This window comes from Gordonia sp. LMA167 (genome assembly GCF_058130025.1).
The window spans coordinates 2916075-2939736 of record NZ_CM176708.1; the positions used below are offsets into that span (position 1 = coordinate 2916075).

Here is a 23662-nt window from a genome sequence, read left to right on the forward strand (position 1 = left end):
CGAGCGTCGGGTTCAGCGGGCCGGTGTGGTGGTCGGTGTCGTCGACTCCGCCGCCGGCGGCTCGGCGATCGGGCTGACCGATTCCTCGGTGCCGGCCACCGAGGTCGTGGGAGCCGCGGAGGTGTCCGGCGCGGACGGCGAGCCGGTGTCGGTGTCCGGTGTATCGGGTGCCGTGGCAACGACGGTGTCGTCGGCCGGGGAGGACGGGGCCTCGCCCGATACCGCCGTTTCACCGGCCGACGGAACCGCCGATGAGGCGCTCGACTCGGGATCTGTGCTGTTCGCCGTCTCCGACGACGGCGACGAGGTATCCGACGCCGCGGTGATGGCGGCCAGATCGAGCGTCGAGGGTGTCTTGGCGGCGACCAGTGCGGCCGCGGTGGCCTTGGCCGCGCCGTCGGGCTCGGGACTACCGGATGCGCTGACCACCGTCACCTTGTCGGTGACCGGCGGGTTGCTCCGCAGTGCTTCCAGCACGTGGTCCTTGCCGTCGGCCAATCCGCGGCCCCAGTTCTCCCAGGTGTGTCCGCCGTAGTTGGGCAACGAGATCACCGACGCCCCGCTCTGCGCGGCCTGCAGTTGCATGAGCACCGTCGACACCGCGGACAGCATCTCCAGAGCCATGGCGCTGATCTGATCCTGCTGCGACAACTTCGCCATCTCGCTCGCGGTGAGGAACCCGTTGCCTGACGAGATGATGAGGACCTGACCGTTCTCCTTCAGCTTGTCGACATTCTTCGACGGGTCGTTGTCGGTCCAGCGCTGACTGCCCGGCGCGCCCCACATGTTGACGATGCCGTTGGTGTAGTTCGACACCAACGTCTGACTGGCGAACACGCCGAGAGCACCGAGCGGGTTGTCGGTCTGGTAGTACCCGGACATCGCCTGCACGACCTTGAACTGCTCGGGGTGCCGTTCAGCGAGGGTCACCGCCGGTCCGCCGGACATCGACAGGCCGATGATCGCGTTGTTGCTCTTGCTGACGCCGAAGTTCTCGGCCAGATAGTCGGGGAGTTCCTCGGTGAGGAAGGTCTCCTCCTTGATGGTGGTGTTCGTGTCTCCGGCCCCGCCGTCCCAGTCGGTGTAGAACGACGACGCGCCACCGACGGGCATGACCAGGGTGGTGTCGGATGCGGCGTCGTACACCTTCGCGGCCTGTACATCGGTGGTCCAGGCGGACCGTTCCTCGCCGGCGCGCATGCCGTCGAGCAGGTAGACGCCGTTGTCACTGCCGTTGGAAGCGCGGATCTGCACGATCACGTACTTGTTCTGCGACGCCGACCAGACCTTGCAGTTCTGCACGTAGTTGCCCGAACTGTCCCAGGTGCAGCCCTCACGCAGGACTTCGGGATGGCCGGTCAGCGCCGACGCCTGGTTGCCGCCGGAGATCAGGGAACCGACCCCGAACAGACCCAGACTCAGCGCGACGACGACGCCGATCCCGGCCAGCCGCCGGCGTCGGCTTCGGCGAGGGCGGCGGGGACGTGGTGAATCCGGCGCGTCCGGGGTGATCTGCCACCCATCGGTGAGCAAGGTCGAATCCGGTGATTCCGGTGGGTTGGGCATGGACAGGCTCCTGACACGCTCGTGATTTCCCCCGACGCACGCGCCTCCCTCGCGGAGGACTTCCGTGATGATTGTTCTGTCGTGAGACGACCGCTGGGCGTTACACGGCTGCTTCGTCGTTCTGGCTGTGAAATCGCTGTGAGATGGGAAGATTCACCATGACCGATCGCAGAGAATCGGCCGGAACGGAGACTGCTGTGGCGCGACGAGGCGGGCCGGCGCGGATTCTGATGGCGGTCGGCGCGGCGGTTCTCATCGCGCTCGGAGTGTGCAGCCCGGCGATCCCGGCGTTGGGCGACACCGCTGCCGACTGCGGACCCCTTCTACCGGCCCGGTCCCGACCTGAGCTCACGGAAACCCGGAGCGGTCCTACGCACCCGCCCGGCCGAGTTCGTCGCGGAGGGCGTGACGGTTCCGGTGACGTCGACCCAGGTCCTCTATCGCAGCACCGGGGATATGGGAGACCCGATCGCGGGGGTGACCACGATCTTGCGGCCCGCCACATCGAATGGCCGCATTCTCTCGTTCCACATGGCCTACGACGCGCTGGGGGCACAGTGCGATCCGTCGTACACACTCCGCGGCAACAACCCGAGCCGGTCGGCGCGATTCGAGGAGGCCGCCATCGGCGGATACCTCGCCGCCGGGTACACCGTGGTCGTACCGGATTACGAGGGCCAACAGCAGGAGTGGACGATCGGCCGGCAATCGGGATATCTGGCGCTCGACGGTGTCCGCGCGGCCGAACGCGTGTTGCGGATGCCGTCGTCCACGCCGGTCGCCATGATCGGGTACTCGGGGGGTTCGGTGCCCACCGGCTTCGGGGCCGAGCTGGCTCCGACCTACGCGCCCGAACTCGGACTGGTGGGTGCCGCCGCCGGTGGGGTGCCGGTGAATCTCGCGCACAACCTGCCCTACGTCAGCGGCAGCACGGGATGGGCGGGCGTGATGCCCGCGCTCCTCGTCGCCTACGAACGGGCGTACGGAATCGACCTTCCGTCATTCCTGTCCCCGTACGGCCTTCGATTGGCGAACACGGTGCGGGATCAGTGCATCGCCGACTTCGCCAACGACTATCCGGGCCTGACCGAAGCGCAGATGGTGCGCCCGCCGTACCACGGGTTCCTCCAGGTGCCGTCCGTGCGATCGGCCGTTGCGCGCAACGTCATGGGAACGGTGGGCAGGCCACGGGTGCCCATGATGCTCGCGGTCGGACAGAAGGACGCAATCGGCGACGGGGTCATGGTGACCGCGGATGTCGCAGGCCTGGCCCGGAGCTTCTGCGCACAGGGTGTGCCGACGCGATTCCGGCTGTATCGCGGTGACGCTCATGGGGCCGCATTCATACCGTTCCAACGCGACGCGGCACAGTTCCTCGACCAGCGCTTCGCCGGACAGCCGACCGGTGGCTGTCGACACGACGACCGGAGTTCTCCGTGAAGTGAGGACGCGAACCGGCCGGCGGGGGGACGATTGTCGACGACCGATGCCCTCCGATCCCAGGTGATCCCATGACCGTCGCGCCGTCATCATCCCGTCCCGGCCCTATCGACATGGCCCATCACGCCCACCTTTCCGGTGTCTTCGCGCCGCAACGACAAGAGGTGGACTTCGCACATCTCGAGTTCGTCGGGGAGATACCCGCGGATCTGGCCGGGAGCTATCTACGCAACGGGCCCAACCCGCGCTTCGATCCGATCGGCTCCTACGTCTATCCACTCGACGGCGACGCGATGGTGCACCGCCTCGAGATCACCGACGGCGCAGCGCACTATCGGAACCGATTCGTCCGCACCCCCATGGTGCTGGCCGAAGAGAAGGTCGGGCACGCGATCTGGTCCGGGATCACCGACGGATACACGCCTTCGGCCGAGGAGGTCGGTCCCGACCTGGCCGGGACGTTGCGTCAACTGCCGGACATCAACGTGGTGAAACACGGCGGTCGACTGCTCGCCATGGCCGAAGCCGATCAACCATATCGCCTCGATCCCGCCGACCTGGGCACCATCGGCCGCGACGACTGCGACGGCGCGATGGCCGTCGGCAGCACCGCGCATCCCAAGATCGACCCGACGACCGGCGAACTCGTGCTGTTCAACTACATCTTCGAGGCGCCGTATGTGACGTGGTCGGTGATCGGGCCCGACGGCCGCACCGTCCGGCCGCCGACCCCGGTGGATGGTCTGGACAAGACCCTGATGATCCACGACATGGCGCTGACATCGCGCTACGTCGTGCTCTTTCTGTGCCCGTTGGCTTTCGACTTCGCGTCGGTGATGAGCGGCGGAGCCCTGCTGCAATGGCAGCCGGAGTCGGGCACGCGCATCGCGCTGATCCCCCGCAACGGTGGGGCCATCCGGTGGGTCGACTCCGAGCCGATGTGGGTGTGGCACTTCGCCAACGCCTTCGACACGAAGGACGCCGATGGCGCCGACACCGGAACCGTGACCGTCGACTATGTGGAGTGGACCTACCCCGGCGGCTTCGCGCACCTGCCCGAGCCGCCGACGTCGTCATTGGTGCGTGCGGTGCTCGATCCCGATCGTGGCTCCATTTCGCGCACGACCATCGGTGGCAGCGTCGACGTCGAGTTCCCACGGGTCGACGACCGGCAACTCACGCGGGCACATTCGCGGGTGGCCACGGTCGGCAAGAGCGCCGGCGACTCCGGCGATCTCGACAGCCTGTGGTTCCACGATCTGGCCAAGGGTAGCGAAACCTGTTGGCGTCCAGGCGTTGCCATCGGCGAGCCGATCTACATGCCGGGGAGTGAACACGATTATTGGGGAGCGTTCGGAACCGATCCCACCGACATGACGTCGTATTTCTATGTGCTCAGCGCCGACGACCCGTCCGCCGGACCTCTGGCAACCATCACCATGCCGATCCGGGTGCCCGCCGGTCTGCACGGGGTGTGGGTGCCGCACGGGTGATCTCGATACGCCGACTCGCTGCCGCTCGCCGGCTACTCGATCAGCGGAGGGTGGTCTCGCCCCTGCTGCCGCTCGAGCAGCGGTGGGTGCCGCACGGGTGATCTCGATACGCCGACTCGCTGCCGCTCGCCGGCTACTCGATCAGCGGTCGGTGGTCTCGCCCTGCCGCTGCTCGAGCAGCGGTGGGTGCCGCACGGGTGATCTCGATACGCCGACTCGCTGCCGCTCGCCGGCTACTCGATCAGCGGAAGGTGGTCTCGCCCTGCTGCCGCTCGAGCAGCGGTGGGTGCCGCACGGGTGATCTCGATACGCCGACTCGCTGCCGCTCGCCGGCTACTCGATCAGCGGAGGGTGGTCTCGCCCTGCGGAGGGTGCCTCCTACCGCTGGTCGAGTAGCAGCGAACGAAGTGAGTCGCGTATCGAGACCCGCCGTGGTCAGGCTTCGTAGCCCAGCAGCGACTTCACTTCGAGGAACTCGTCGAACGCGTAGTCGCCCCACTCGCGGCCGTTACCGCTCTGCTTGTAGCCGCCGAACGGTGCAACCGGGTCGAGCTGGGCGCCGTTGAGCGAGATCGAACCCGCACGGATTCGAGAGCCCACCTTGCGGACCTCGTCGATGTCCTTGCCGGAGACGTAGCCGGCCAGGCCGTAGTCGGTGTCGTTGGCGATCTCGATGGCGTTGTCCAGCGTGTCGTAGCCGATCATCACCAGCACCGGTCCGAAGATCTCGGTGCGGGCGATGTCCATGTCGTTGGTGACGTCGCGGAACACGGTGGGCCGCACGTAGTAACCGGTCGGCAGCTCGTCGGGACGGCCGGGACCGCCGAACACCACCTGCGCGCCCTCCTCGATACCACGGTTGATCAGACCCTGGATCTTCTCGAATTGCGGTTCGGAGACCACCGGGCCCAGCCGGACCTCCCCGCTCGGGTCGCCGACGGTCAGCGTGGGGGCCACCGACTTCGCGGCCTCGGCCGCCTCGTCCATCCGAGCGGCCGGAACCAGCATGCGGGTCGGGGCATTGCACGACTGACCGGAGTTCATCATCATCGCGGCCACGCCGCCGGCGACGTTCTTCGCGAAGTCCTCGTCGTCGAGAATGATGTTCGGGCTCTTGCCGCCGAGCTCCTGGGCGACCCGCTTGACGGTCGGCGCCGCGTTCTTGGCGACCTCGATGCCGGCGCGGGTGCTGCCGGTGAACGACACCATGTCGATGCCGGGGTGGGCCGCCAGCGCGGAGCCGACGCCCGGCCCATCGCCGTTGACCAGGTTGAAGACACCTGCCGGAACCCCGGCGGCGTCGAAGATCTCGGCGACGATCGCGGCGCTGAACGGCGCGACCTCGGACGGCTTGAGCACCATCGTGCAGCCGGTCGCCAGCGCCGGGGCGACCTTGCACATCACCTGGTTCAGCGGCCAGTTCCACGGTGTGATGAACCCGCACACGCCGATCGGCTCCTTGACGATCCGCGAGGTCCCGCGGTCCTCGCTGAAGCTGAAGGTGGGCAGCTGGGCAGCCGCGGTCATCAGATGGGCCAGTCCGATCGGCACCTGGACGTTATTGGACAGGCCGTTCGGGGCGCCCATCTCCTCGGTCACCGCCGCGGCGAGGTCTCCCATCCGTTTCTGGTATTCGGCGACGACGGCGTTGAGTACGTCGACGCGGTCGGAGACGCTGGTCTGGCTCCAGGTGGTGAATGCCTTGCGTGCGGCATCGACGGCGGCGTCGACGTCGGCGGCGGTGCCGAGCGCGACGTGACCGGCTGCTTTCTCCGTGGCCGGGTTGATCACGTCGATGATGTTCAGTTCGGCCGGCTCCACCCAGGTGCCGTCGATGTAGAACTTGGTGATCTCGCGCATGCTTGCTTGCCTCCGTAACTACGCGGTGGTGTTGTCGACACCACACTATGCCCGTTCAGGCGCTCCGTGTCCGGCATGTCTGAAAAACTACGTTGTCACATATAGGAAAGCCCTAACGCGCGATTAGGCTGCGCCGCGGAATCTGCGCACTAGGCTGGGCTCATGATCTTCATCGTCGCAAAATGGCCGGTCAAGCCCGAATTCGCGGATAGCTGGCCTGAGCTCGTCGCGGAATTCACCGAGGCCACGCGTGCCGAGCTGGGCAACCGATGGTTCGAGTGGTCACGCAGTCTCGAGGACCCCAACACGTATGTGCTCGTCGAGGCCTTCGACGACGATTCGGCGCAGGCGCACGTCACCAGTGACCATTTCCAGACCGCTACGAAGGAACTCCCGAAGTACCTCGAGAGGACCCCGGACATCGTGAACTTCAGCATCGATCAGGAGGGCTGGTCGGAGTTGGGGGAGATGGCAGTCGACTGACCCGCCGCACCCCACGATCAGCACCCGCTCACAAGGCGGCGTTGTGGGTGCACAAGGTCGAGCCATCTGCCGCGATCGGCCCTGCTCGGTCAGAGTTGAGACATGACCATCACGCTCGACCGCCGCGCCACGACCACCCGGCGACTTCTCGGCGACCTCGACCATCCCCGCCAGGTGTTCGAACATCTCACCCCGAATTGGTTCGCCGCTGTGATGGGCACCGGCATCGTCGCGAATGCCGCGATCACCCTGCCGGTGCAGTCCGGTGTCGTGACCGCGTTCGCGACGACGATCTGGGTCCTCGCGTCGGTGATGTTGCTGACCATCGGCGCAGGGTTCGTCACGCATTGGGTGCGGCACGGCGAGAATGCCCGGCGCTACGCCGCGGATCCGGTGATGTCGCAGTTCTACGGTGCGGTGCCGATGGCGATGCTCACCGTCGGCGCCGGTGCCGTTCATCTCGGGGCGCCGTTGCTCGGCTCGACGGTGGCACTCTGGGCCGGGGCGGTGCTCTGGGTGGCGGGCTCCGCCATCGGTGTGTTGACCGCGGTCGGGGTGCCGTTCGCCATGATGACGGCGGAGCGCAAACACGAACTCGGTGCGCTGCCGGCGTGGTTGATGCCGGTGGTGCCGCCGATGGTGTCGGCGGCGACGGGCGCGGCACTGGTCGGCCATCTGCCCGGAGGCGTCCTTCGCCTGGACATGCTGGCCTGCTGCTACGCACTATTCGGGATGAGTCTGGGCCTCGGTCTGATGACCATGACGATGATCTACACGCGTCTGATCCACGGCGGCGTGCCGGTGTCCCGGTCGGCCCCGACGGTGTGGATCACCCTCGGCATGATCGGTCAGTCCATCACCGCGGCAAACCTTCTCGGTGCGCAGGCAGGCCTCGTCTTCACCGGCGACGATGCGCCGATCGCGCTGGGCCTGAAGGCCTTCGGCATCGTGTACGGACTCGCCATGGGTGGCTTCGGCGTCGCGATGTTCGCGCTGGCCACCGCGATCACGGTGCGCACCATTCGTCGTGGTCTGCCGTTTGCGCTGACCTGGTGGAGCTTCACCTTCCCGGTGGGGACCTGCGTGACCGGCCTCAGCGCGCTGGGCATCGCCCTCGGCGCGACACCGATCCGCGATCTCGCCGTGGTGCTGTACGGGGTGCTCGTGGCCGCGTGGGCCGTGGTCGCCATCCGCACCGCGCGCGGGGCATACCGGGGACGGGTCTTCCTACCAGCGTGACCCCGCCGCCGTGCGGCGGCGCAGGCGCACCGCACGCGACACCGACGCAACGGCGGCCACCCCAGCAAGGACGACCATCGGCGCGACGACCCCGACCGTCGGAGTGATGCTCGTCAGCAGCACCGGCAGGCCGAACCCGAGATAGCAGGCGACGTAGAACACCCCGGTGACCGCTCCGCGACGTCGCGGTGGGGTCATCGACTCCACATCCATCAGCCCGTCGCGCAGGCACAGACCGTAGGCCAGGCCGAGCACGATCGCGGCGAGGACGAACAACGGCATGCCGGGATCCGAGCCCGCCGCCGCGGCCACCACGAACCCGACCGCCGCCAATGCGGCACCGACCACGCCGGACACCGGACCCGCATGAATCCGCCGTACGACGAACTGGATCACCACCCCGGAGCCGAGGCACAATGCGGCCGCTACGCCCGGGACCCATGCGCCGTCGTGGCGGTCGCTGATCCGCGCCGCCATCACCACCACGGCCACGGTCACCGGCGCGAACACCCACAACGCCATCGGTACGGCCCATGACAGGGCGACTGCCATCGAGCGTCCACTGTCGTCGGCGTCGTCGATCACAGCGCCGGCGCGGTGCGGCGGGTCCGCGGGGGTTGCAAACGCCCCCGCGGTCGCGACCACGATCGACGCGATCCCGCTGACCGCGAACGAGAGTGCGAGCCGGTGGGGAGCGAACTCGGCCAGCAGACCGGTGATGACCGGACCCAATGCGAATCCGATCGTGAGCACGACACCGGCCAGTGTCGCTCCGGCGCGACCGCGCAGGTCGGCCGCCCATGCCGTGCCCGCGCTGATCGTCAGACCGGCACCGAGGCCCACGATGAGCCGGCCGACGAGGATGCCGGCCTGGTCGTGCCATCCGACCATCATGAGATTCCCGATTCCGGCCAGCATGGCGCCGCTGAGCACGACGGGGCGACGGCCGACCCGATCCGACAGTGACCCGCCGCCGAACAATCCCGGCAGCAATCCCAGGGCATAGATGCCGAAAGCGCCGTCGAGCACCGTCGCCGACAGTCCCTCGTCCGACTTGAGGACCGGGATCATCGACGCGAAGTGGTTGGCGCCCCATCCTGTCGTGAACAGCACCAGGAGGACCGCTGGTAGCGCAAGCCGTGTCGGGCCGTTTTCGTGGATGCTCATCGAGCGAGATTCTGCCGGTTATATGTTTGCCGAACGAAATCCGCCACCACGATTCCGAAAGGGAGGCGTCGTCGATGACCACGCTCCAGCGAGAGTTTCACCCGGATCTCAAGCGTTCGGCACGGTTCCTGCCCCGGAGCCTGGTGGGGCCGCGGGTCCTCCCCGTGATCCGGTTCCTCCAGAACGGCATGATGCGGCTGCAGCGAACGAAAGGCGTCGACGTACGTCCCTTGTCCTCTGGCGGCGGTGTGCGCATCTTCCGCCCCGCGGGCGTCGCCGGTGCGTTGCCTGCGCTGGTGTGGATTCACGGAGGTGGCTATGTGATCGGCTCGGCTGCGCAGGATGACGCGCTGTGCCGGCGATTCAGTGAGAACCTCGGCGCCGTGGTGGTGTCCGTCGACTATCGGCTGGCACCGGAGCATCCCTACCCCGCAGCGCTCGACGATTGCCATGCAGCCCTCGACGTGGCACGTGGCCTCGCCGGCGTCGACACCACACGGATCGCGATCGGTGGCGCGAGCGCGGGAGGTGGGCTCGCCGCGCAGCTCGCCCTGCGGATTCGTGATCGCGGGGAAGACGCCCCCGTCCTGCAGCTGCTGGTCTACCCGATGCTCGATGACCGAACCGGCGCCGACGGACGTTCGGGCATCGAGAGTCGCTTCCGGATGTGGAACAGCAGTTCCAACCGATTCGGGTGGGCGTCCTACCTCGGGGATGCGGACCCGGCCGAGGTGTCACCGTCGCGGTGCGAGGACCTGACCGGGGTGGCGCCCGCGTGGATCGGGGTGGGCGACCTCGATCTGTTCCACGACGAGGATCTGGCCTATGCGCAGCGACTGCGGGCCGCCGGGGTGGCTTGTGCGGTGGAGGTGGTGAACGGCGCCTTCCACGGATTCGATCTCGTTCAGGCGCAGGCCCCGGTCTCCAAGGAGTTCTTCCGGATGCAGGCGGACGCCGTGCGCGCGGCCTTCGCCGACGTGCGGAAATAGCGCCGCGCTAGGCGATACTGCTGAGGACCGCGACCACGACGCCGGCGAGTACGAGTAGGCCGACGATGACCGCCGCGACGATCGCGCGATGGCGACGCCGGTGTTGAACCGCATGCAGTCCGACACCGATCGCCACCAGGATGACCGCGGCGTACAGGGCGATGCCCAGGGTGAGGACGGCGGCATCCGCATCCGCCATCGCCAGAACCGTCGTCGGGTGGAGGGTGGTCATCTCACGAGTAGATCAGGCCCGGAGACGCGGTCGGACCCGAGGGCCGATTCGGTCTGCGGCTCGTGTGGTCAGTGGGTCAGCGGGTGCGTGGCCACCGCCACCAGGGCCGGCGCGGCGAAGGTGACCGCCCCGGACTCGTCGCAGAAGACCCGAAGCCTCTGCTGTGCATGCCGGCGGAGCTCGTCGAACTGCTCATCGTCGATCAGGTCGCGCAGGGTCCAGGCGCGCACGTCGGTCGTGACCCATGCATCGATGGACGAGAACCTCGCCAGCCCCTGAAGGCGATGGATCTCGACATCGGCGAATCCGGTCGCCACGATGTCGCGGAGCCGATCGGTGGTACCGACGGTGAACGGGGCCGTGAGGGCCTCGGCCGGCGCTCCACCGAACAGCTCGTCGAGCAGGGCGATCATCGCGGCGTAACCGGGGGTCTCCGACAGGCCTGCCCAGGTCGCTACGCAGACCCGCCCTCCGGGTCGGACCACGCGCGCCATCTCGGTCACAGCGGTGGGCGGCTCCTCGAAGAACATCAGACCGAACTGGCAGAGCACGCGATCGAACGTGTGCGAAGCCATCGGCAGTGACTCGGCACGTCCGGGAACCCAGGAGATCTCGGGGTCGACGCGACCGGCGACGGCCAGCATGCCCGGGTTCACGTCCAGCCCCACCACGCGGCCCGTGGGGCCGACCCGTGATCGCGCGTGCCGCGTCAGAATGCCTGTACCGCACGCGACGTCGAGAACCTCATGACCGACCTCGACCTCGGCGAGATCGAGTAGTGACGGTGGCCATTGATCGAAAAGGGCGGGTACGAAGAACTGTTCGTACAACTCTGCCGCCTCTGGCGTCACCTGTCCCGTGTCCGCTTCACTCATCATGTATCAAGCGTCGGCGGAAGTGCACTGCAGAGGAAGTCCGGAATTCGAACTCGACATGCACCGATGGCCAGACCGACAATGAGAGTGTGCGCACCTACGGCCAGTACTGCCCGATCGCACGTGCATCGGAGATCCTGGCGGAGCGGTGGACCCCGCTGCTCGTCCGTAACCTCATGTTCGGCGCGGACACCTTCACCGCGATCGCCGAAGGCGTTCCCCAGATGTCGCGTTCGATGGTGGTGACGCGTCTCGAGGAGATGGAACGTGCCGGCGTGATCACCGTGACTCCCAAACCCGCCGGGAGGGGAAATCTGTACCGACTCACCGAGGCGGGCCGGGACCTGTCGGACGTCGTCTCGGCCCTGTCCGAGTGGGGTGAGCGATGGGTCGACATCGGCCCCCAGCACACTGATCCCGGTTTCGCGTTGTGGGCCTGGTGCCAGGTTCAACTCGATCACGCAGCACTGCCGGACGAGCGCCTCGTGATCGCCTTCGTCTTCCCGGATCAGCCGAGGGGCAACCAACGGTTCTGGCTTCTGGTGGACAACGGTGCCGCCGAGGTCTGCTACACGGATCCGGGTGGCGAGCCGGCTGTGCACGTCCGTGCGGAGTCGGCGGCCTTCATCGATTGGCACCGGGGTGCGCTCTCGTGGCGCCACGCGCTGCGAACAGGCCGTATCGAGGTGCATGGTGACGCCACGGTCGCCCGAAAACTGCCGTCGTGGAATCTGCACGAACCACGGTTCTCAAGGTCCGGGTAGGCGCAGGGCTCACGCGATGCTCGACGCGGGTTCAGAGGACGACCCGGTGGCACCTGTGTCTGCAGCGTTCCCATCGGTCGTGTCGAGGTCGACGTCGTCAGGGGTTGTGTTGCCCACGTCGGTCGGAGTATCGGGCTGATCATCGGTGCTCGCCGGTGGCGCCGATGCGGAGTCGGAGTCGGATTCGGAGCGGACGACGCTCTCGTCGTCACCGGGTACCGGCGATGCGTCCTGGTTCACGCTCCCGCTCGGCTGAGTGCCGGCGACCGCGGCGGACACGGGGTCTTCGGGCTCAGGCGTGGTCGCGGGTACCGGTGAGTCCGCGCCGAAGTCGGACGGCGCGGTCTGCGCGACGTCGTCGACGGTGGTCGTCGGCGAGGTGGCCGGGGACGCAAGATCCGGTCGATCCTGCACGGGCACAGCCGCATTCGCAGGAGTGGGTGTCTGAATAGGGTAAAATGCCTCGGCGGATGCATCCCAGGTGTCGAGGTCGGCCTCAGTGTAGGGCAGCCCCAACTCGTCGAAGATGAGCTGCGTCAGCAGCGTCAACGGATGACGCCCCTGGTAGATCTCGTAGGTGGTGCCGGCGCTGGTGTACACCGTGGGATCGCCGAGTGAGGCGAGGTCGCCATAGGTCTGACTTCCGTTGCCCGAGTGGATCGTGATGAATCCGGCGCCATCGACGATCAGCGATGCGATCGGCCGATACCACACCCACTGGAAGTTCGACACCGGATCGCCGACGATGATCAGCGAGGTCACCGGGACGTCCCCGGACGCATCGGGGTCGCGGGCGCCGTCGACGGTGATCCCGATCAGGGACGCGACCTGAGGAAGCAGTGGCACGTCGGCTGCCCAGGCCTTGATCCCCCACGGGCTGCGCGGATCGGACGCGAGGATGACCTGGGTCCGGCTCGGGTCGATGTCGCTGTGTGCTTGTTCGACGGCGTTGCCCAGGGCGTCGGACCCCTGGGAGTATCCGATGTAGACGACGGTGGGGCCGGATGTGTCCTTCGCCGAGAGGGCGTTCATGGTCGTGATGGTCTGCTCGGTGCCGAGTTGTTTGGATTCGTCGTACGTGGGCGACAAGAAGGGAAGGGTGCCAGACTTGCCGGCGATGATCGGCCACATGGACTCGGGATAGGTGACGACCAGTGTTTGCCGAGTTCCGATGAAGGGATTGCTTCGCGGAAACATGGTCGTGTCGTCGGTCCCCGGTGTCAGGACCATGATCGTTTCGGGGGCAAGGGAACTGAAGTCATCGAGCGTGTTGTCCGGCTGAGATGCGTCGGAGACCGTACCGTCCTCGATGAGGCGGTCGACCGCCGACGGGGTGCCGGCGCCGGCAACGGCCGCGGGGACGACGATACCCAGACACATCGCGCAGGTGGCCATCGTCGTGATGGTGACCCGCGAGCGGCGCACACGGCGCGCTCCCCGTCGGGTGTTCACGCGGTGCCTGCCGACTCTCGTGCCCACTGTTACCACTTCCTTTCGGCGTGCTCGCACGCCTGTGTTCGACAAGTGTCGAGAATGCATCCCCGGATGCCTGGTCGGCAGCATGATCGACGGGCGCCGATCATGCTGCATCGCAGTTGATTACATGTCGAGTAGTGTGTCGTAGCAGCTATGACCGCCGGACTGGCACCGTTGGTGAAGGGGGTTGAACTTCACCAATTTTCTTCGGCATAGTTGAATCCTCCCGTGTTTCCCGGCGCGGATCCAGTTAGGCGACCCTGCGTAATAGTCTCTGCGAGAGGCATTTTCGGGTAGACGAACTCTCTGTGTTCACTTCCCGAACCCGGCACAAGTATGCGTGCGCAATGGTTTTCGAGCTGTGATCGCGACCGGGAATCAGAGTCATGGCACTCACTGACGACTCGCTGTGAGATCACGCACACCGCCGGGTGTCGAGCATTTGGTCACGGTGTGCGGCGGGATAATCGCCGATTCAGCCGGTCTGCGCGTCCCGCAGGGTGCCCCGTACCTCGTTCTTCAGGATCTTGCCGACCTTCGACCGCGGGAGCTCGGTCCAGATCTCGATGTCCTTGGGCGCCTTGACGCTACCGATCCGATGCTTGACGAACGCGATGATCTCCTCGGTCGACGCATCCTGTCCGGCACGCAACTCGACCGCCGCCGTGACCCGTTCACCCCACTTGGGATCGGGGAGTCCGACGACCGCGGAATCCTTCACCGCCGGATGGGCGAGCAGCGCCTGCTCGACCTCGGCCGAGTAGACATTGAACCCGCCCGTGATGATCATGTCCTTGGCCCGGTCGACGACGAACAGGAAACCGTCGTCGTCGAGATAGCCGATGTCGCCCGTGTGATGCCATCCGAAGGCATTGACCTCGGCTGTGGCCGTGGGATTCTCGTGGTAGCCGTCCATGACCAGCGGTCCGCGGACGACGATCTCACCACGCTCGCCGTGGGGCAGTAGCGAGCCGTCGGCGGCCATGATCGCCACGGTCGTCAGCGGTGTCGGCCGGCCGGCCGAGGAGAGTCGTTCGGCGGCAACGGTTCCGTCGGACCGGAAGTGGTCGGCCGGCGCCAGGGTGGCGATCATGTTGGGGGCCTCGGTCTGTCCGAACAACTGACCCAACACCGGTCCGATCCGGGTCAACGCCTCCTCGAGGCGGGTCGGCGACATCGGTGCGGCCCCGTACCAGAGGCAGCGCAACGACGAGAGATCACGTGCGTCGAGGTCGGGGTGATCGAGCACGCCGTAGATCACCGTCGGCGGCAGGAACGCATGTGTGATGCGGTGATGTTCGATGAGTCGGAGGAACTCACCGATGTCCGGCGCGGGCATGATCACCACCTCACCACCCAGGCTGAGGATGGGAAATGTGAGCACCCCGGCCGAATGAGTGAGCGGGGCGAGGGCGAGATAGCGAGGCCGATCGCCGAACGGGTAGCTCATCAACGCGAGCGCGGTCGAGGTCATCATGTTGTCCTCGGTCAGCCGGACTCCCTTCGGTTTTCCGGTGGTTCCGCCGGTCCCCGCCAGCATGCACAGCCCGCGTTCGGGCCGCCGTTCTTCGTCGGGCTCGGCCCGATTCTCCGACAACCAATCCGCGAACGAGGTGGCCCAATCGACCTCGTCGTCGAGGCAGACCAGCCATTCCAGCCGCGGCAGGTCCCGTCGAATCCGATCGACAAGCTCGGCGAACCTTGCCTGGAAGAACAGAAACCGGCAGCCGAAGAGATCGAACAGTTGCCGGTTCTCGTCGGCCTCGTTGCGCGGGTTGACCGGGCACCACACCGCACCGGCCCGCGAGATCCCGAAGACACAGGTGAGCGCGAGGGGATCGTTGGCCGACAGCACCGCCACCCGGTCACCCGCGGCGATCCCGGTGTGCTGCAACGCGCCGGCGATCCGCACCGACCGGTCCTGAACCTCACCGTAGGTCGCGGTCACCCCGCCGGTCGTGAGGCAGGGGGCCTCGCGGCCCAAGGAGGCGCCCTTGTCGAGATACTCCGCGAGGCGCATCGTCGGCTCAGCGGTGGATCGTCGTGATCGGCTCGAGTACGAGCCCGAAGGCACGGAGGGTGCCCAGCAGTTCGCGGTGCCCGAATGCCTGGCAGCTCGACGCGAATCCGATCTTTCGTGGCGCACCCTGCAGCAATTCGGCGGCGGCGTGCGCATTGAGCAGGGCCGTCTGCTTGTAGTTGCAGTTGCCGTGGATCACGCAATGCGCGCGTCCCAGCGGACCCGACGCGTAGACGGAGTCGAGCGAGGTGTTGATCCGCGGGTTCTCCCGGGGCGGCATCTCGCTCCGGATGGCCGCCGACTGCTCGTCGATGATCCGGTACTTCTCCTCCTCCGACTTGCCCTCCATCTGCTCGAGCGCGGCGGCGACGAGCAGCGGGACCCCTTGCATGAGTGGACGGTTGAACACGCCGCCGAGTGCCTTCGCGTTCGCCACGCGCGGATCGTTCTTGAACCACACGGGATGTGACGTGCCGCCCCACGGAAGTGCCAGGCCCAGCTCGTGTTGACCGGGCACGCTCACGGTGTAGAGCCCCTCCTCCGCAGGCCACTCGACGTACTCGTTCTGCTCGAGGTAATACGCCTTGGCGAAGGCGGCATTGGTGAGGATGGTGTTGGTCGACGCGACCGTCGGATGACCTTTCCAGAACACCTGGATGTCGAGGGTGTCCAGACCCGGGTTCTCCAGGCATATGTTGGCGGCGATCTCGCCGATCGAGTACATCTGTGCCAGGCCGGGTGTGAGAAGCAGTCCGCGCGAGGCGAAGTCGGCGCCGTAGCGGGCCTCGGCATCGATCATCCAGTTCTGTTCGCCGTTGGTGTCGGTGTAGTGTGCACCGATCTCGAGGCAGGCCGCGACGACCTCATGCCCCCACCGCGCGAAAGGTCCCACGGTGTTGAGCACGACGTCGGCGCCGCGGAAGGCCTCGGCGAGAGCGGCTGCGGTGTGCTCGACCTCGACGATCTCGTGATCGACGGTGTCGATTCCGGGGACCGCATCGACGGCTCCTTTCACCCGTCCATGGCTGCGGCCGGCGGCGAGGAACGGAATGTTGTACTCGCGCAGATATTCACAGATGAGTCGGCCGGTGTATCCGGAGGCTCCGTAGACGACGACGCGCTTGTCGGTGGACATGACTGATCTCTCCTGGGTCTGGTGGGATGACTGCTTGGTGGGGAGGTGGGGAGGTGGGGAGGTGCGGAGGTAGGGCGCTACATGCCCATGCCGCCGTCGACGGGCAGGCCCACACCGGTGATGAACTTGGCCGCGTCCGAGCACAGGAACACCACGGCGTCGGCCATGTCGTCGACCTGACCGAGGCGTCCGAGCGGGGTCATCTCGGCGACGGCCTGCGCGGCCGCCTCCGGTGACGGGAAGAGTCCGAGCTCGGCACAGTCGACGGCGAGCTTGTTGCCCATGGCGGTGGGCGTGAGGGCAGGGTAGATGGAGTTGACCCGAACCCCGTACCCGAGCTTGCCCGACTCGGCCGCCGCCACCCGGGTGAGTCGGTCGATTCCGGATTTCGTCGCCGAGTAGACGCCGATGCCAGGGAACGCGATGGTGGCGGCGACCGACGCGATGTTCACGATGGCGCCACCGTTGCCGGCCGCGCCGCCCGGTCGCATGGCCCGGAACGCATGTTTGATGCCCAGTGCCGTCCCCAGCACGTTGACGTCGAGCATGGTCGATGCGGATGCCGCATCGAGATCGACGAGGAGGCTGGTCACCTCGATGCCGGCGTTGTTGACCACGATGTCGAGTCCACCGAGAGCTTGGACGGTGCCCGACACGGCCGATTCCCATGCGCTGTCGTCGGTCACATCCAGTGCGACGAACTCGGCCTTCGCGCCGGTCGCGCGCAGCGCCTCCACCGTGTCGTGTCCACCGTCGGCGTTCACATCGCCGACGGCGACCGATGCTCCGGCGGCGGCCAACGCCTGTGCCATCCCGGCGCCCAGGCCCTGCGCACCGCCGGTGACCAGGGCTGTTCGTCCGGTCAGGTCGTAACTCGTCATATCCGTACCTCTCGCTGTGACGCCGACAGATCCTGCGATCGACACCGCCCGGGGCGATGTGGCACAGCCGGTTGCGGCTGTGATGCACGCCACACTAAGCCGATGTCTTGACAGTCGTCAAGCAAATCCTTGACACTTGTCAAACCTTCGGTGAATCCCGCTTGGATAGACTCGCTGAACCAGTTGTGATGTGACCGAGCCGACAGGACCCTGACGAGTGACACAGGTCGCGGATGCCAGAGCACGCGTGGAGGAGCGCTCTCGAGACAAGTTCGAGGCGCGCCGCACCGAGCTGGCCCTGGCCACGCTGCACACGCTCGCCGAACTCGGCTATGCGCGCACCAGCCTCCGAGAGATCGCGCAGAACTCCGAATACTCGCACGGCGTCCTGCACTACTACTTCTCCGACAAGCTCGACCTGATCGCACACGCCGTGCGGCAGTACGAGGCGGTCTGCGTCACCCGCTACGACGAGGTCGTGGCGCGGGCGCAGGATGCGGAACAGTTGCGCACCGAGTTTGCTGCGACGTTCTTCGGGACCCTGCGCAGCGATGCCGCCATCCATCGTCTCTGGTACGACCTGCGCAACCAGAGCCTGTTCGACGACTCGTTCCGCGACGATGTACTCGAGATCGAGGCGCGACGCGAACAGATGATCTGGCGGGTCGTCGAGCGGTACTGTGAACTCTCCGGCACCGAGCCGGCCGCATCGTCGGCCACTGCCTACATCACCATCGACGGGATCTTTCAACGCGCGTTGCTGCATCAGATTGCGGGCCGCACCGATGAGATCGACGATGCGCGTGCACAGTTGGATGCCGCGTTCGAGCTCGTACGGCGCGAGCGATCAGCTGCCGACAACGGCATTTGACGCTGAAGCAGTTTGTGGGACAGTGATTTCGGGTGTGGGAAGGCTGCGTCGTCCGGCCGCCACGCGCAGCAGCCACACGGTGAGGCCGAGTTCTCCGATCACCGAGGGAACCGCGACGAACACGACGAACAGATCGGCGTAGGACGCATAGTCGGGTAGCAGGATGTGCAGTGCGGTGTCGCCCATGTAGGCCGCACCGGCGACGGTAAGGGCGATGCCGAGCCACCGGGGTGTGCCGTCGGATGCGTGGAGCAAGCGGCCGACGACGATCAGATGCAGGCCGAAAGCCGCGAGACCCACGATCCAGGTGACGTCGAATGACCGCATCTCCAGTTGCACGCTGTCGGCCAGTCCGGGCCGTTCGGTGCCCTCGCCGACGAGCGTGAGGGCGCGAAACGCGAAGACCAGTCCGACGCCGAGGAACAGCGTGTAGGTCAGACGCGACCACGCCGCCAGTAGCGAGAGGTCGCGGTGGACCGGCCGGAACAGCACGAACAGGCCCCAGGCGATCACGACATCGACGAGGAAGACGATGAGGAACGCCAGAATCCCGAGTCGGAGGAGCGTCTCTGATTCGGCGATTCCGTTGAGGGTTGCCTGCGGGTCCCGGAGGTCGAACACCGTGTTCACCACGAAGAAGTTGGCGAAGACGGCGAGCACGAAGATCGCGAGGTAGCCCAGACCGGCCCAGAGGGCGGCCGTGGGGCCGGGCGTATGGGTGGCGGGTGAGGGGGGCATGTGTTGGTTCTCCGATCGTCGGTGGCGTGCCAGGTGTGGGCCATCGTCCTTACGTTGTAAGTTTGGCTTGCATCCAACGTAGCCTTACGTTGTAAGTCGAGTCAAGGGCTTCGGAATGTCGACAGTGAGCAGGTCGCGCACGTCAGTGGGCCCGACCACTCTTCGTATGAACGAATGACAGCCCCGCTCAGGCCAAGCCGACCCCAAGCCCATCACAAGAGCCGATCGACATGCTCGTCGTCAGACCAGCACACCGAAAGGCTCAACCAATGTCATTCCAGGATTCATCACCCCGTCCGGTCATCACCTACATCGGCGATGACGAGTCGACCACCCGTCCGCACCGGCGGCTCGCCCTACGCTGTGGGCTGCTGCTCGTCAGCCTCGGTTTTGCCGCCGCGATGACAGCGTGCAGCGTGTCGATCGGCACCGATACCGATCCGTCGGTCGAGAGCACTTCCGATATCGCCGTGGGTGAATGCCTGCAGATCGGCGACCAGCCCGACGACGAGGGGAAGGTGAGTGCCACCAAGGTCTCTTGCGATGCCGAGGGACTCACCTTCTATGCCGCTTCCACGGTGGCCGCCGAGAGCGACTGCGCCGGCGACAACAGTGCCAGCCTCTCCTTCGACGGAGATTCCGACAAGCTCTGTATGACCCCCAATTTTGTTGGAGGACAGTGTTATCAGATCCCGGTGTCGGGAGGCCGGCTCGTCGACTACCGAGAGGCCGACTGCACAGCGGCCGCCGCCTCGAACAGCGTCATCGCCGAGGCGGTCACGAGATCCGACGAGTCGGTCACCTGTACCCAAGACCAGACCAAATGGGCCTTCTCGAACCCCGAGTCACTCGGCTATTGCCTCCGCGCGGTTGACGTGACCTGACTCCCGATACGGCTGGCACAGCGCAGTGTGGGCGTTGTCGGGATACTGATAGACCTCGAGCAACGCATCGGTCGCGTCGGTGTCATCGACCGCTCACGACGGACCGACAGCGACTGCCCGGAGACGATCCAGCGGCGCAGGAGGAGGATGCAACCGGTGCGGACCGAACATGAGGGCCCACCCGCCCCCGCAGAGACCCGACGCCTCACCCGGCGCGGGCTGCGTCTGGCCCAGTTCACCGTCGGCTACAACCTGGTCGAAGGTGCGGTCGCGATCACCGCAGGTCTGGCGGCGGGACTGGTGTCGGTTGTCGGTTTCGGCATCGACTCCGGTATCGAGTCCATTTCTGCGGTTCTGGTCGGTGTCCGACTCGCGGCCCGGCTGCGCCACGGTCACGCCGACGAGCGCAAGGAAAGGCTCGCGCTGAGGTTGGTCGCCGCGACGTTCTTCCTGCTCGCGGTCTACGTCACCGTCGAAGGAGTTCGTCGCCTCGTCGACGGTGGGGAACCCGAGCGATCACCTGTGGCCATCGGCCTGCTCGTCGCCTCGTTGATCGTCATGCCGGTCCTGGCCGCGGCCAAGAAACGCGTCGGGCGTCGGCTCGACGACAACCTCATCCTCGCCGATGCGGCCGAGACCAAGATCTGTGTCCTGCTGAGTGTTTCAACCCTGGCCGGCGTTGTTCTGTTCGAGCTCACCGGAGCCGCCTGGTTCGATCCGGTCGCCGGATTCGTCATCGCCGCATTCGCGATCCACGAGGGCCGCGAGGCGTGGGAGGGCGAGTTGGTATGTGACGACGACTGAGTCGCCGGTGGCCAGGTCGGGTCCGGGGTTTCGACACGGTCGCGGCTCCGATGGAGGCTGCATCGAAACCCCTGGGGCACAGGGGAATCTCGATTCGATTCCCTCACCGAGGGGCCCGGGTTACTCGACCCGGGGTTGTGGTGACCACACGAGAGCTCGTTGAACTACGGATGTCGACATCGCCGATCGCGGTAGAGATACATCTTGCGGACGCGTGGCGTTGCCGTGGATCGGTATCCGCGCCCGTCGGCCGCCGCCTCGGTGCCTGCGATGTCGAGTGGGAAGTCGATGACGTCGATGACCAGCGTATCCGGTGAGCTGAAGACATGGTCGTCCCCGGTCTCGACCGACTCGGGGAGATTGTCGGACGACGCCGGGCGCTCGGGCCGGGCGACACGCTCGGGCTCAGCGCGCTCCGGATCAGAACTGTATTCGACTGGGCCGGCGAATGTTTCGGTCAGTAGCGTCGGCTCGGCGCTGGATTCGATCGGGCCGCCGGTCGGTTCGGTCACCAACTCCGGCTCGCCGATCGGAGCTGTCCCCGGCTCGACGACCTGCCCGCGGCCTTCCGGCTCGACGACCTGCTCGCGGCCTTCCGGCTCGTCGACCTGCTCGCGGCCTTCTGGCTCGTCGATCGGAGATGCCGGCTCGTCGATCGGAGCCGCCTCCAGGTGGTCGAACGGCTTACGGTATTGCGCGCGCTGCTGCGGGGCCTGGACCGTCTGCTTGTGCGGCTCGGACTGCTCGGCCTGCGTGGTGGGACACGTGTCGAAGCCACATGTGCACGCCAGCTTCGCCCCGGGCACACCATGGATTTCCGCAAGGGCCAGCGCACGTTGCACGCCGATACGCCGCGGGTCACGCCGGCACACCCGCTCGCAGATCATCGCGGCGATACGCTGCTGCACGAACACCCCGTGCTCGGCACTGATACACGCCGACATCTGCATGTGCCCGAACGCTTCCTTGGCGAACGTCACGTTCTGAAACGTCTGCGCGACATCCTCACGAGCCTCGGCACAACCATCGGGATCCAACGAGATCACCGATTCACCGAGTTGATCACGCAACACCGGATCGGTCGTCGCACGGTAACCCAACTCCAGCGCGATGTCCTCGAAATCGATCGGCGACTTACCCGGAGTATCAGCGGAATCACCAGAGTCACCAGAGTCACCGGAGTCGCCGGAGTCGCCGGCAGAATCATCGCCGGCGGCGTCATCGTGGGCAGCACAGTCGTCGGCGGAGTGGTCGTCGGCAGAGTCTGCGGAATCGGGCGCGCCCTCGCCGTCTGCGGAGTCGGCGGCACCCTCGCCATCTGCGGTGTCGGCGTCCTCGTCACCGGCGGCACCCTCGGGTCCCGGCCCCAGGGCGGCATCGATGATCGCGTCGATACGTTCGCGCAGATCACCTTTGGGGGCCACCTGCGCCGCCCGCACCATCTCCGACATCCGATGGGTACTGAAATCACCGGCCAGGTAGGCCAGCTGGAACTTGGGCAGATCCTGCAGCAACTCACCCAGCCTGAACCAATCACCGGCCTTCGAGCGCGAGAGTCTCAGCTGCAACGAGATCTCCCCGGTCGCCATCTTGTGCGCCTTCACCAACGACGAATTCGACGTGTACGGCCCGTCACGGTTCACCAACTGGTTGTAGACCGACATCCCGATCTCATAGGCACCCAACACCGCACGCGCCTCGGCCTGACGACTCAGCTGCAACACATCGCGCACCGCATCCGTACGCGCCATCTCCGCCTCGACACCCTCACACGGCGCCGACAAAGCCGCGGCGTCGCCGGCATGATCGGAGAACGAGAACACCACGCGCCTTCCTGTACGGACGAACTCACCAGGTCGAATGTGGAACTACCACCCAGGCTAACGGGCGGCACCGACAAGAAACGTCATCGACAGAAGGACACAGCGGTGCCTCCACTCGCTCATCAGAAAGACGACGAACGTGGCGCGACGCGGCGCAACACAACTGCCGGTTGAGCAGGCCGGAGCCACCTGACGACTCGAACGGCTCAACCAGCAGTGGGGATTTCGGCCGGCGCAGGCCGGCCGGGCCGCAGGGCCTAGTGGTGTCTGAGCCGGCGCACGAGCACGAACAGAATCGCGCCGATCGCAATCGCGCCCACGAGCGGTCCGACCCGTTTGAGGACCGAACCGCCGGCGTATTGCATCAGATCGAGAGCCTCGGGTTCGGACGCGGGCTGTGTCGTACCGGTCTGCGGTGGGGTCACGCCGGTCTGTGGCGCCGCATCGGTCTGGGGTGGGGTCTCCGCGGCCGGCTCCGGTGCGCCGAGCTTGCGCGACATGCACGAGGCGAACTGCTCGATGATCTTGCCGCCCACGTCTGAGAGCATTCCCCGGCCGAACTGCGCCGGCTTGCCGGTGATCGCCAGATCGGTGACGACCGTGCCGGTTGTCCGATCGCCCTCGTCCTTCAGCGACATCGTCACCGTGGCCTTTGCCGTGCCCTGGCCGCGGGACTCCTTCGCGCTGCCCTCGAGCACGGCGCGGTGCGCGCTCTCGTCTTTCTCGATGAACGTGCCGACGCCCTTGTAAACGAGGGCGACCGGGCCGATCTTCACCTTGATCTGCCCATTGAAGCTGTCCCCGTCGACGCCCGACAGCGAGGCGCCCGGCATGCAGTCGACGACCCGCTCCGGATCGATCAGCGCTTTCCAGACGTCCGCGATGGGCGCGTCGACCGAGAGAGTGTGTTCCATCTGCATGG

21 protein-coding genes are annotated in these 23662 nt (G+C 66.5%); 9 read left to right on the forward strand and 12 right to left on the reverse strand.

What is annotated here, in order from left to right:
* Nucleotides 1-12: 12 nt before the first annotated feature.
* Nucleotides 13-1566: an alpha/beta hydrolase gene (locus ACVT6V_RS13180; RefSeq protein ID WP_489900200.1), complete on the reverse strand. Its 1554-nt coding sequence runs from the start codon at nt 1564-1566 to the stop codon at nt 13-15.
* A gap of 405 nt (nt 1567-1971) precedes the next feature.
* Here ACVT6V_RS13180 and ACVT6V_RS13185 point away from each other — a divergent pair, with 405 nt between their 5' ends.
* Both ACVT6V_RS13185 and ACVT6V_RS13190 read left to right on the forward strand, forming a co-directional pair.
* A complete protein-coding gene (locus ACVT6V_RS13185; RefSeq protein ID WP_489900202.1) occupies nt 1972-3006 on the forward strand; it encodes a lipase family protein in 1035 nt (344 codons plus the stop codon).
* Nucleotides 3007-3077: 71 nt separating this feature from the next.
* The gene (locus ACVT6V_RS13190) at nt 3078-4499 is read left to right on the forward strand and encodes a carotenoid oxygenase family protein (protein ID WP_489900203.1); all 1422 of its coding nucleotides are present in this window, start codon (nt 3078-3080) and stop codon (nt 4497-4499) included.
* 435 nt (nt 4500-4934) lie between these two features.
* Here the strand turns inward: ACVT6V_RS13190 and ACVT6V_RS13195 are convergent, their stop codons facing one another.
* On the reverse strand, nt 4935-6359 hold the full coding sequence (locus ACVT6V_RS13195) for an aldehyde dehydrogenase family protein (protein ID WP_489900204.1): 1425 nt from the start codon (nt 6357-6359) through the stop codon (nt 4935-4937).
* A 162-nt stretch (nt 6360-6521) separates the two neighbouring features.
* Here ACVT6V_RS13195 and ACVT6V_RS13200 point away from each other — a divergent pair, with 162 nt between their 5' ends.
* Complete coding sequence (locus ACVT6V_RS13200; protein WP_489900205.1) at nt 6522-6842, forward strand: putative quinol monooxygenase; 321 nt, start codon at nt 6522-6524, stop codon at nt 6840-6842.
* A gap of 102 nt (nt 6843-6944) precedes the next feature.
* On the forward strand, nt 6945-8081 hold the full coding sequence (locus ACVT6V_RS13205; RefSeq protein ID WP_489900206.1) for a TDT family transporter: 1137 nt from the start codon (nt 6945-6947) through the stop codon (nt 8079-8081).
* Here the strand turns inward: ACVT6V_RS13205 and ACVT6V_RS13210 are convergent.
* Nucleotides 8070-9248 (reverse strand): MFS transporter, encoded by a 1179-nt coding sequence (locus ACVT6V_RS13210; protein ID WP_489900207.1) that lies wholly within the window; start codon nt 9246-9248, stop codon nt 8070-8072. The genes ACVT6V_RS13205 and ACVT6V_RS13210 overlap by 12 nt on opposite strands.
* Nucleotides 9249-9322: 74 nt before the next feature.
* Between ACVT6V_RS13210 and ACVT6V_RS13215 the strand changes: the two genes are divergently transcribed.
* Nucleotides 9323-10237: an alpha/beta hydrolase gene (locus tag ACVT6V_RS13215; protein WP_489900208.1), complete on the forward strand. Its 915-nt coding sequence runs from the start codon at nt 9323-9325 to the stop codon at nt 10235-10237.
* A gap of 7 nt (nt 10238-10244) precedes the next feature.
* Here ACVT6V_RS13215 and ACVT6V_RS13220 read toward each other — a convergent pair whose 3' ends face one another.
* Together ACVT6V_RS13220 and ACVT6V_RS13225 are read right to left on the reverse strand one after the other, a co-directional pair.
* Nucleotides 10245-10469 (reverse strand): hypothetical protein, encoded by a 225-nt coding sequence (locus ACVT6V_RS13220; RefSeq protein WP_489900209.1) that lies wholly within the window; start codon nt 10467-10469, stop codon nt 10245-10247.
* 68 nt (nt 10470-10537) lie between these two features.
* The gene (locus tag ACVT6V_RS13225; RefSeq protein ID WP_489900210.1) at nt 10538-11347 is read right to left on the reverse strand and encodes a methyltransferase domain-containing protein; all 810 of its coding nucleotides are present in this window, start codon (nt 11345-11347) and stop codon (nt 10538-10540) included.
* An 86-nt stretch (nt 11348-11433) separates the two neighbouring features.
* Here ACVT6V_RS13225 and ACVT6V_RS13230 point away from each other — a divergent pair, with 86 nt between their 5' ends.
* Entirely contained in the window at nt 11434-12108 is a 675-nt protein-coding gene (locus ACVT6V_RS13230) for a winged helix-turn-helix transcriptional regulator (protein ID WP_489900211.1), read from the forward strand.
* A 9-nt stretch (nt 12109-12117) separates the two neighbouring features.
* On the opposite strand, the gene ACVT6V_RS13235 is transcribed toward ACVT6V_RS13230, so the two are convergent.
* The 4 genes from ACVT6V_RS13235 to ACVT6V_RS13250 all read right to left on the reverse strand — a co-directional run bounded on the left by ACVT6V_RS13235 (nt 12118) and on the right by ACVT6V_RS13250 (nt 17620).
* Nucleotides 12118-13503 carry an alpha/beta hydrolase family protein gene (locus tag ACVT6V_RS13235; protein WP_489900212.1) on the reverse strand — a complete coding sequence of 462 codons (1386 nt, stop codon included), beginning with the start codon at nt 13501-13503 and terminating at the stop codon, nt 12118-12120.
* Nucleotides 13504-14059: 556 nt separating this feature from the next.
* A complete protein-coding gene (locus ACVT6V_RS13240; RefSeq protein ID WP_489900213.1) occupies nt 14060-15604 on the reverse strand; it encodes an acyl-CoA synthetase in 1545 nt (514 codons plus the stop codon).
* A 7-nt stretch (nt 15605-15611) separates the two neighbouring features.
* Entirely contained in the window at nt 15612-16739 is a 1128-nt protein-coding gene (locus tag ACVT6V_RS13245) for a DUF5938 domain-containing protein (RefSeq protein ID WP_489900214.1), read from the reverse strand.
* Between the two features lie 77 nt (nt 16740-16816).
* Nucleotides 16817-17620 (reverse strand): SDR family NAD(P)-dependent oxidoreductase, encoded by an 804-nt coding sequence (locus ACVT6V_RS13250; RefSeq protein WP_489900215.1) that lies wholly within the window; start codon nt 17618-17620, stop codon nt 16817-16819.
* Between the two features lie 217 nt (nt 17621-17837).
* Between ACVT6V_RS13250 and ACVT6V_RS13255 the strand changes: the two genes are divergently transcribed.
* The gene (locus ACVT6V_RS13255) at nt 17838-18491 is read left to right on the forward strand and encodes a TetR/AcrR family transcriptional regulator (protein ID WP_489900216.1); all 654 of its coding nucleotides are present in this window, start codon (nt 17838-17840) and stop codon (nt 18489-18491) included.
* Here ACVT6V_RS13255 and ACVT6V_RS13260 read toward each other — a convergent pair.
* Nucleotides 18468-19229: a DUF4386 domain-containing protein gene (locus tag ACVT6V_RS13260; protein WP_489900217.1), complete on the reverse strand. Its 762-nt coding sequence runs from the start codon at nt 19227-19229 to the stop codon at nt 18468-18470. The two genes, ACVT6V_RS13255 and ACVT6V_RS13260, sit on opposite strands and share 24 nt — an antisense overlap.
* Before the next feature lie 269 nt (nt 19230-19498).
* Here ACVT6V_RS13260 and ACVT6V_RS13265 point away from each other — a divergent pair, with 269 nt between their 5' ends.
* Both ACVT6V_RS13265 and ACVT6V_RS13270 read left to right on the forward strand, forming a co-directional pair.
* Nucleotides 19499-20113: a pyridine nucleotide-disulfide oxidoreductase gene (locus tag ACVT6V_RS13265; protein WP_489900218.1), complete on the forward strand. Its 615-nt coding sequence runs from the start codon at nt 19499-19501 to the stop codon at nt 20111-20113.
* Between the two features lie 156 nt (nt 20114-20269).
* Entirely contained in the window at nt 20270-20917 is a 648-nt protein-coding gene (locus ACVT6V_RS13270; RefSeq protein ID WP_489900219.1) for a cation diffusion facilitator family transporter, read from the forward strand.
* A 164-nt stretch (nt 20918-21081) separates the two neighbouring features.
* Here ACVT6V_RS13270 and ACVT6V_RS13275 read toward each other — a convergent pair whose 3' ends face one another.
* Together ACVT6V_RS13275 and ACVT6V_RS13280 are read right to left on the reverse strand one after the other, a co-directional pair.
* On the reverse strand, nt 21082-22743 hold the full coding sequence (locus ACVT6V_RS13275) for a hypothetical protein (protein WP_489900220.1): 1662 nt from the start codon (nt 22741-22743) through the stop codon (nt 21082-21084).
* A 254-nt stretch (nt 22744-22997) separates the two neighbouring features.
* On the reverse strand, nt 22998-23660 hold the full coding sequence (locus ACVT6V_RS13280) for an SRPBCC family protein (RefSeq protein ID WP_489900221.1): 663 nt from the start codon (nt 23658-23660) through the stop codon (nt 22998-23000).
* Between the last annotated feature and the right edge of the window lie 2 nt (nt 23661-23662).

Bases quoted from the DNA above. Each gene is read 5' to 3' on its own strand.
- ACVT6V_RS13180 (WP_489900200.1), bottom strand. From the start codon at position 1,566: ATGCCCAACCCACCGGAATCACCGGATTCGACCTTGCTCACCGATGGG.
- ACVT6V_RS13190 (WP_489900203.1), top strand. From the start codon at position 3,078: ATGACCGTCGCGCCGTCATCATCCCGTCCCGGCCCTATCGACATGGCC.
- ACVT6V_RS13195 (WP_489900204.1), bottom strand. From the start codon at position 6,359: ATGCGCGAGATCACCAAGTTCTACATCGACGGCACCTGGGTGGAGCCG.
- ACVT6V_RS13200 (WP_489900205.1), top strand. From the start codon at position 6,522: ATGATCTTCATCGTCGCAAAATGGCCGGTCAAGCCCGAATTCGCGGAT.
- ACVT6V_RS13205 (WP_489900206.1), top strand. From the start codon at position 6,945: ATGACCATCACGCTCGACCGCCGCGCCACGACCACCCGGCGACTTCTC.
- ACVT6V_RS13210 (WP_489900207.1), bottom strand. From the start codon at position 9,248: ATGAGCATCCACGAAAACGGCCCGACACGGCTTGCGCTACCAGCGGTC.
- ACVT6V_RS13215 (WP_489900208.1), top strand. From the start codon at position 9,323: ATGACCACGCTCCAGCGAGAGTTTCACCCGGATCTCAAGCGTTCGGCA.
- ACVT6V_RS13220 (WP_489900209.1), bottom strand. From the start codon at position 10,469: ATGACCACCCTCCACCCGACGACGGTTCTGGCGATGGCGGATGCGGAT.
- ACVT6V_RS13225 (WP_489900210.1), bottom strand. From the start codon at position 11,347: ATGATGAGTGAAGCGGACACGGGACAGGTGACGCCAGAGGCGGCAGAG.
- ACVT6V_RS13235 (WP_489900212.1), bottom strand. From the start codon at position 13,503: ATGGCCACCTGCGCGATGTGTCTGGGTATCGTCGTCCCCGCGGCCGTT.
- ACVT6V_RS13240 (WP_489900213.1), bottom strand. From the start codon at position 15,604: ATGCGCCTCGCGGAGTATCTCGACAAGGGCGCCTCCTTGGGCCGCGAG.
- ACVT6V_RS13245 (WP_489900214.1), bottom strand. From the start codon at position 16,739: ATGTCCACCGACAAGCGCGTCGTCGTCTACGGAGCCTCCGGATACACC.
- ACVT6V_RS13250 (WP_489900215.1), bottom strand. From the start codon at position 17,620: ATGACGAGTTACGACCTGACCGGACGAACAGCCCTGGTCACCGGCGGT.
- ACVT6V_RS13260 (WP_489900217.1), bottom strand. From the start codon at position 19,229: ATGCCCCCCTCACCCGCCACCCATACGCCCGGCCCCACGGCCGCCCTC.
- ACVT6V_RS13265 (WP_489900218.1), top strand. From the start codon at position 19,499: ATGTCATTCCAGGATTCATCACCCCGTCCGGTCATCACCTACATCGGC.
- ACVT6V_RS13280 (WP_489900221.1), bottom strand. From the start codon at position 23,660: ATGCAGATGGAACACACTCTCTCGGTCGACGCGCCCATCGCGGACGTC.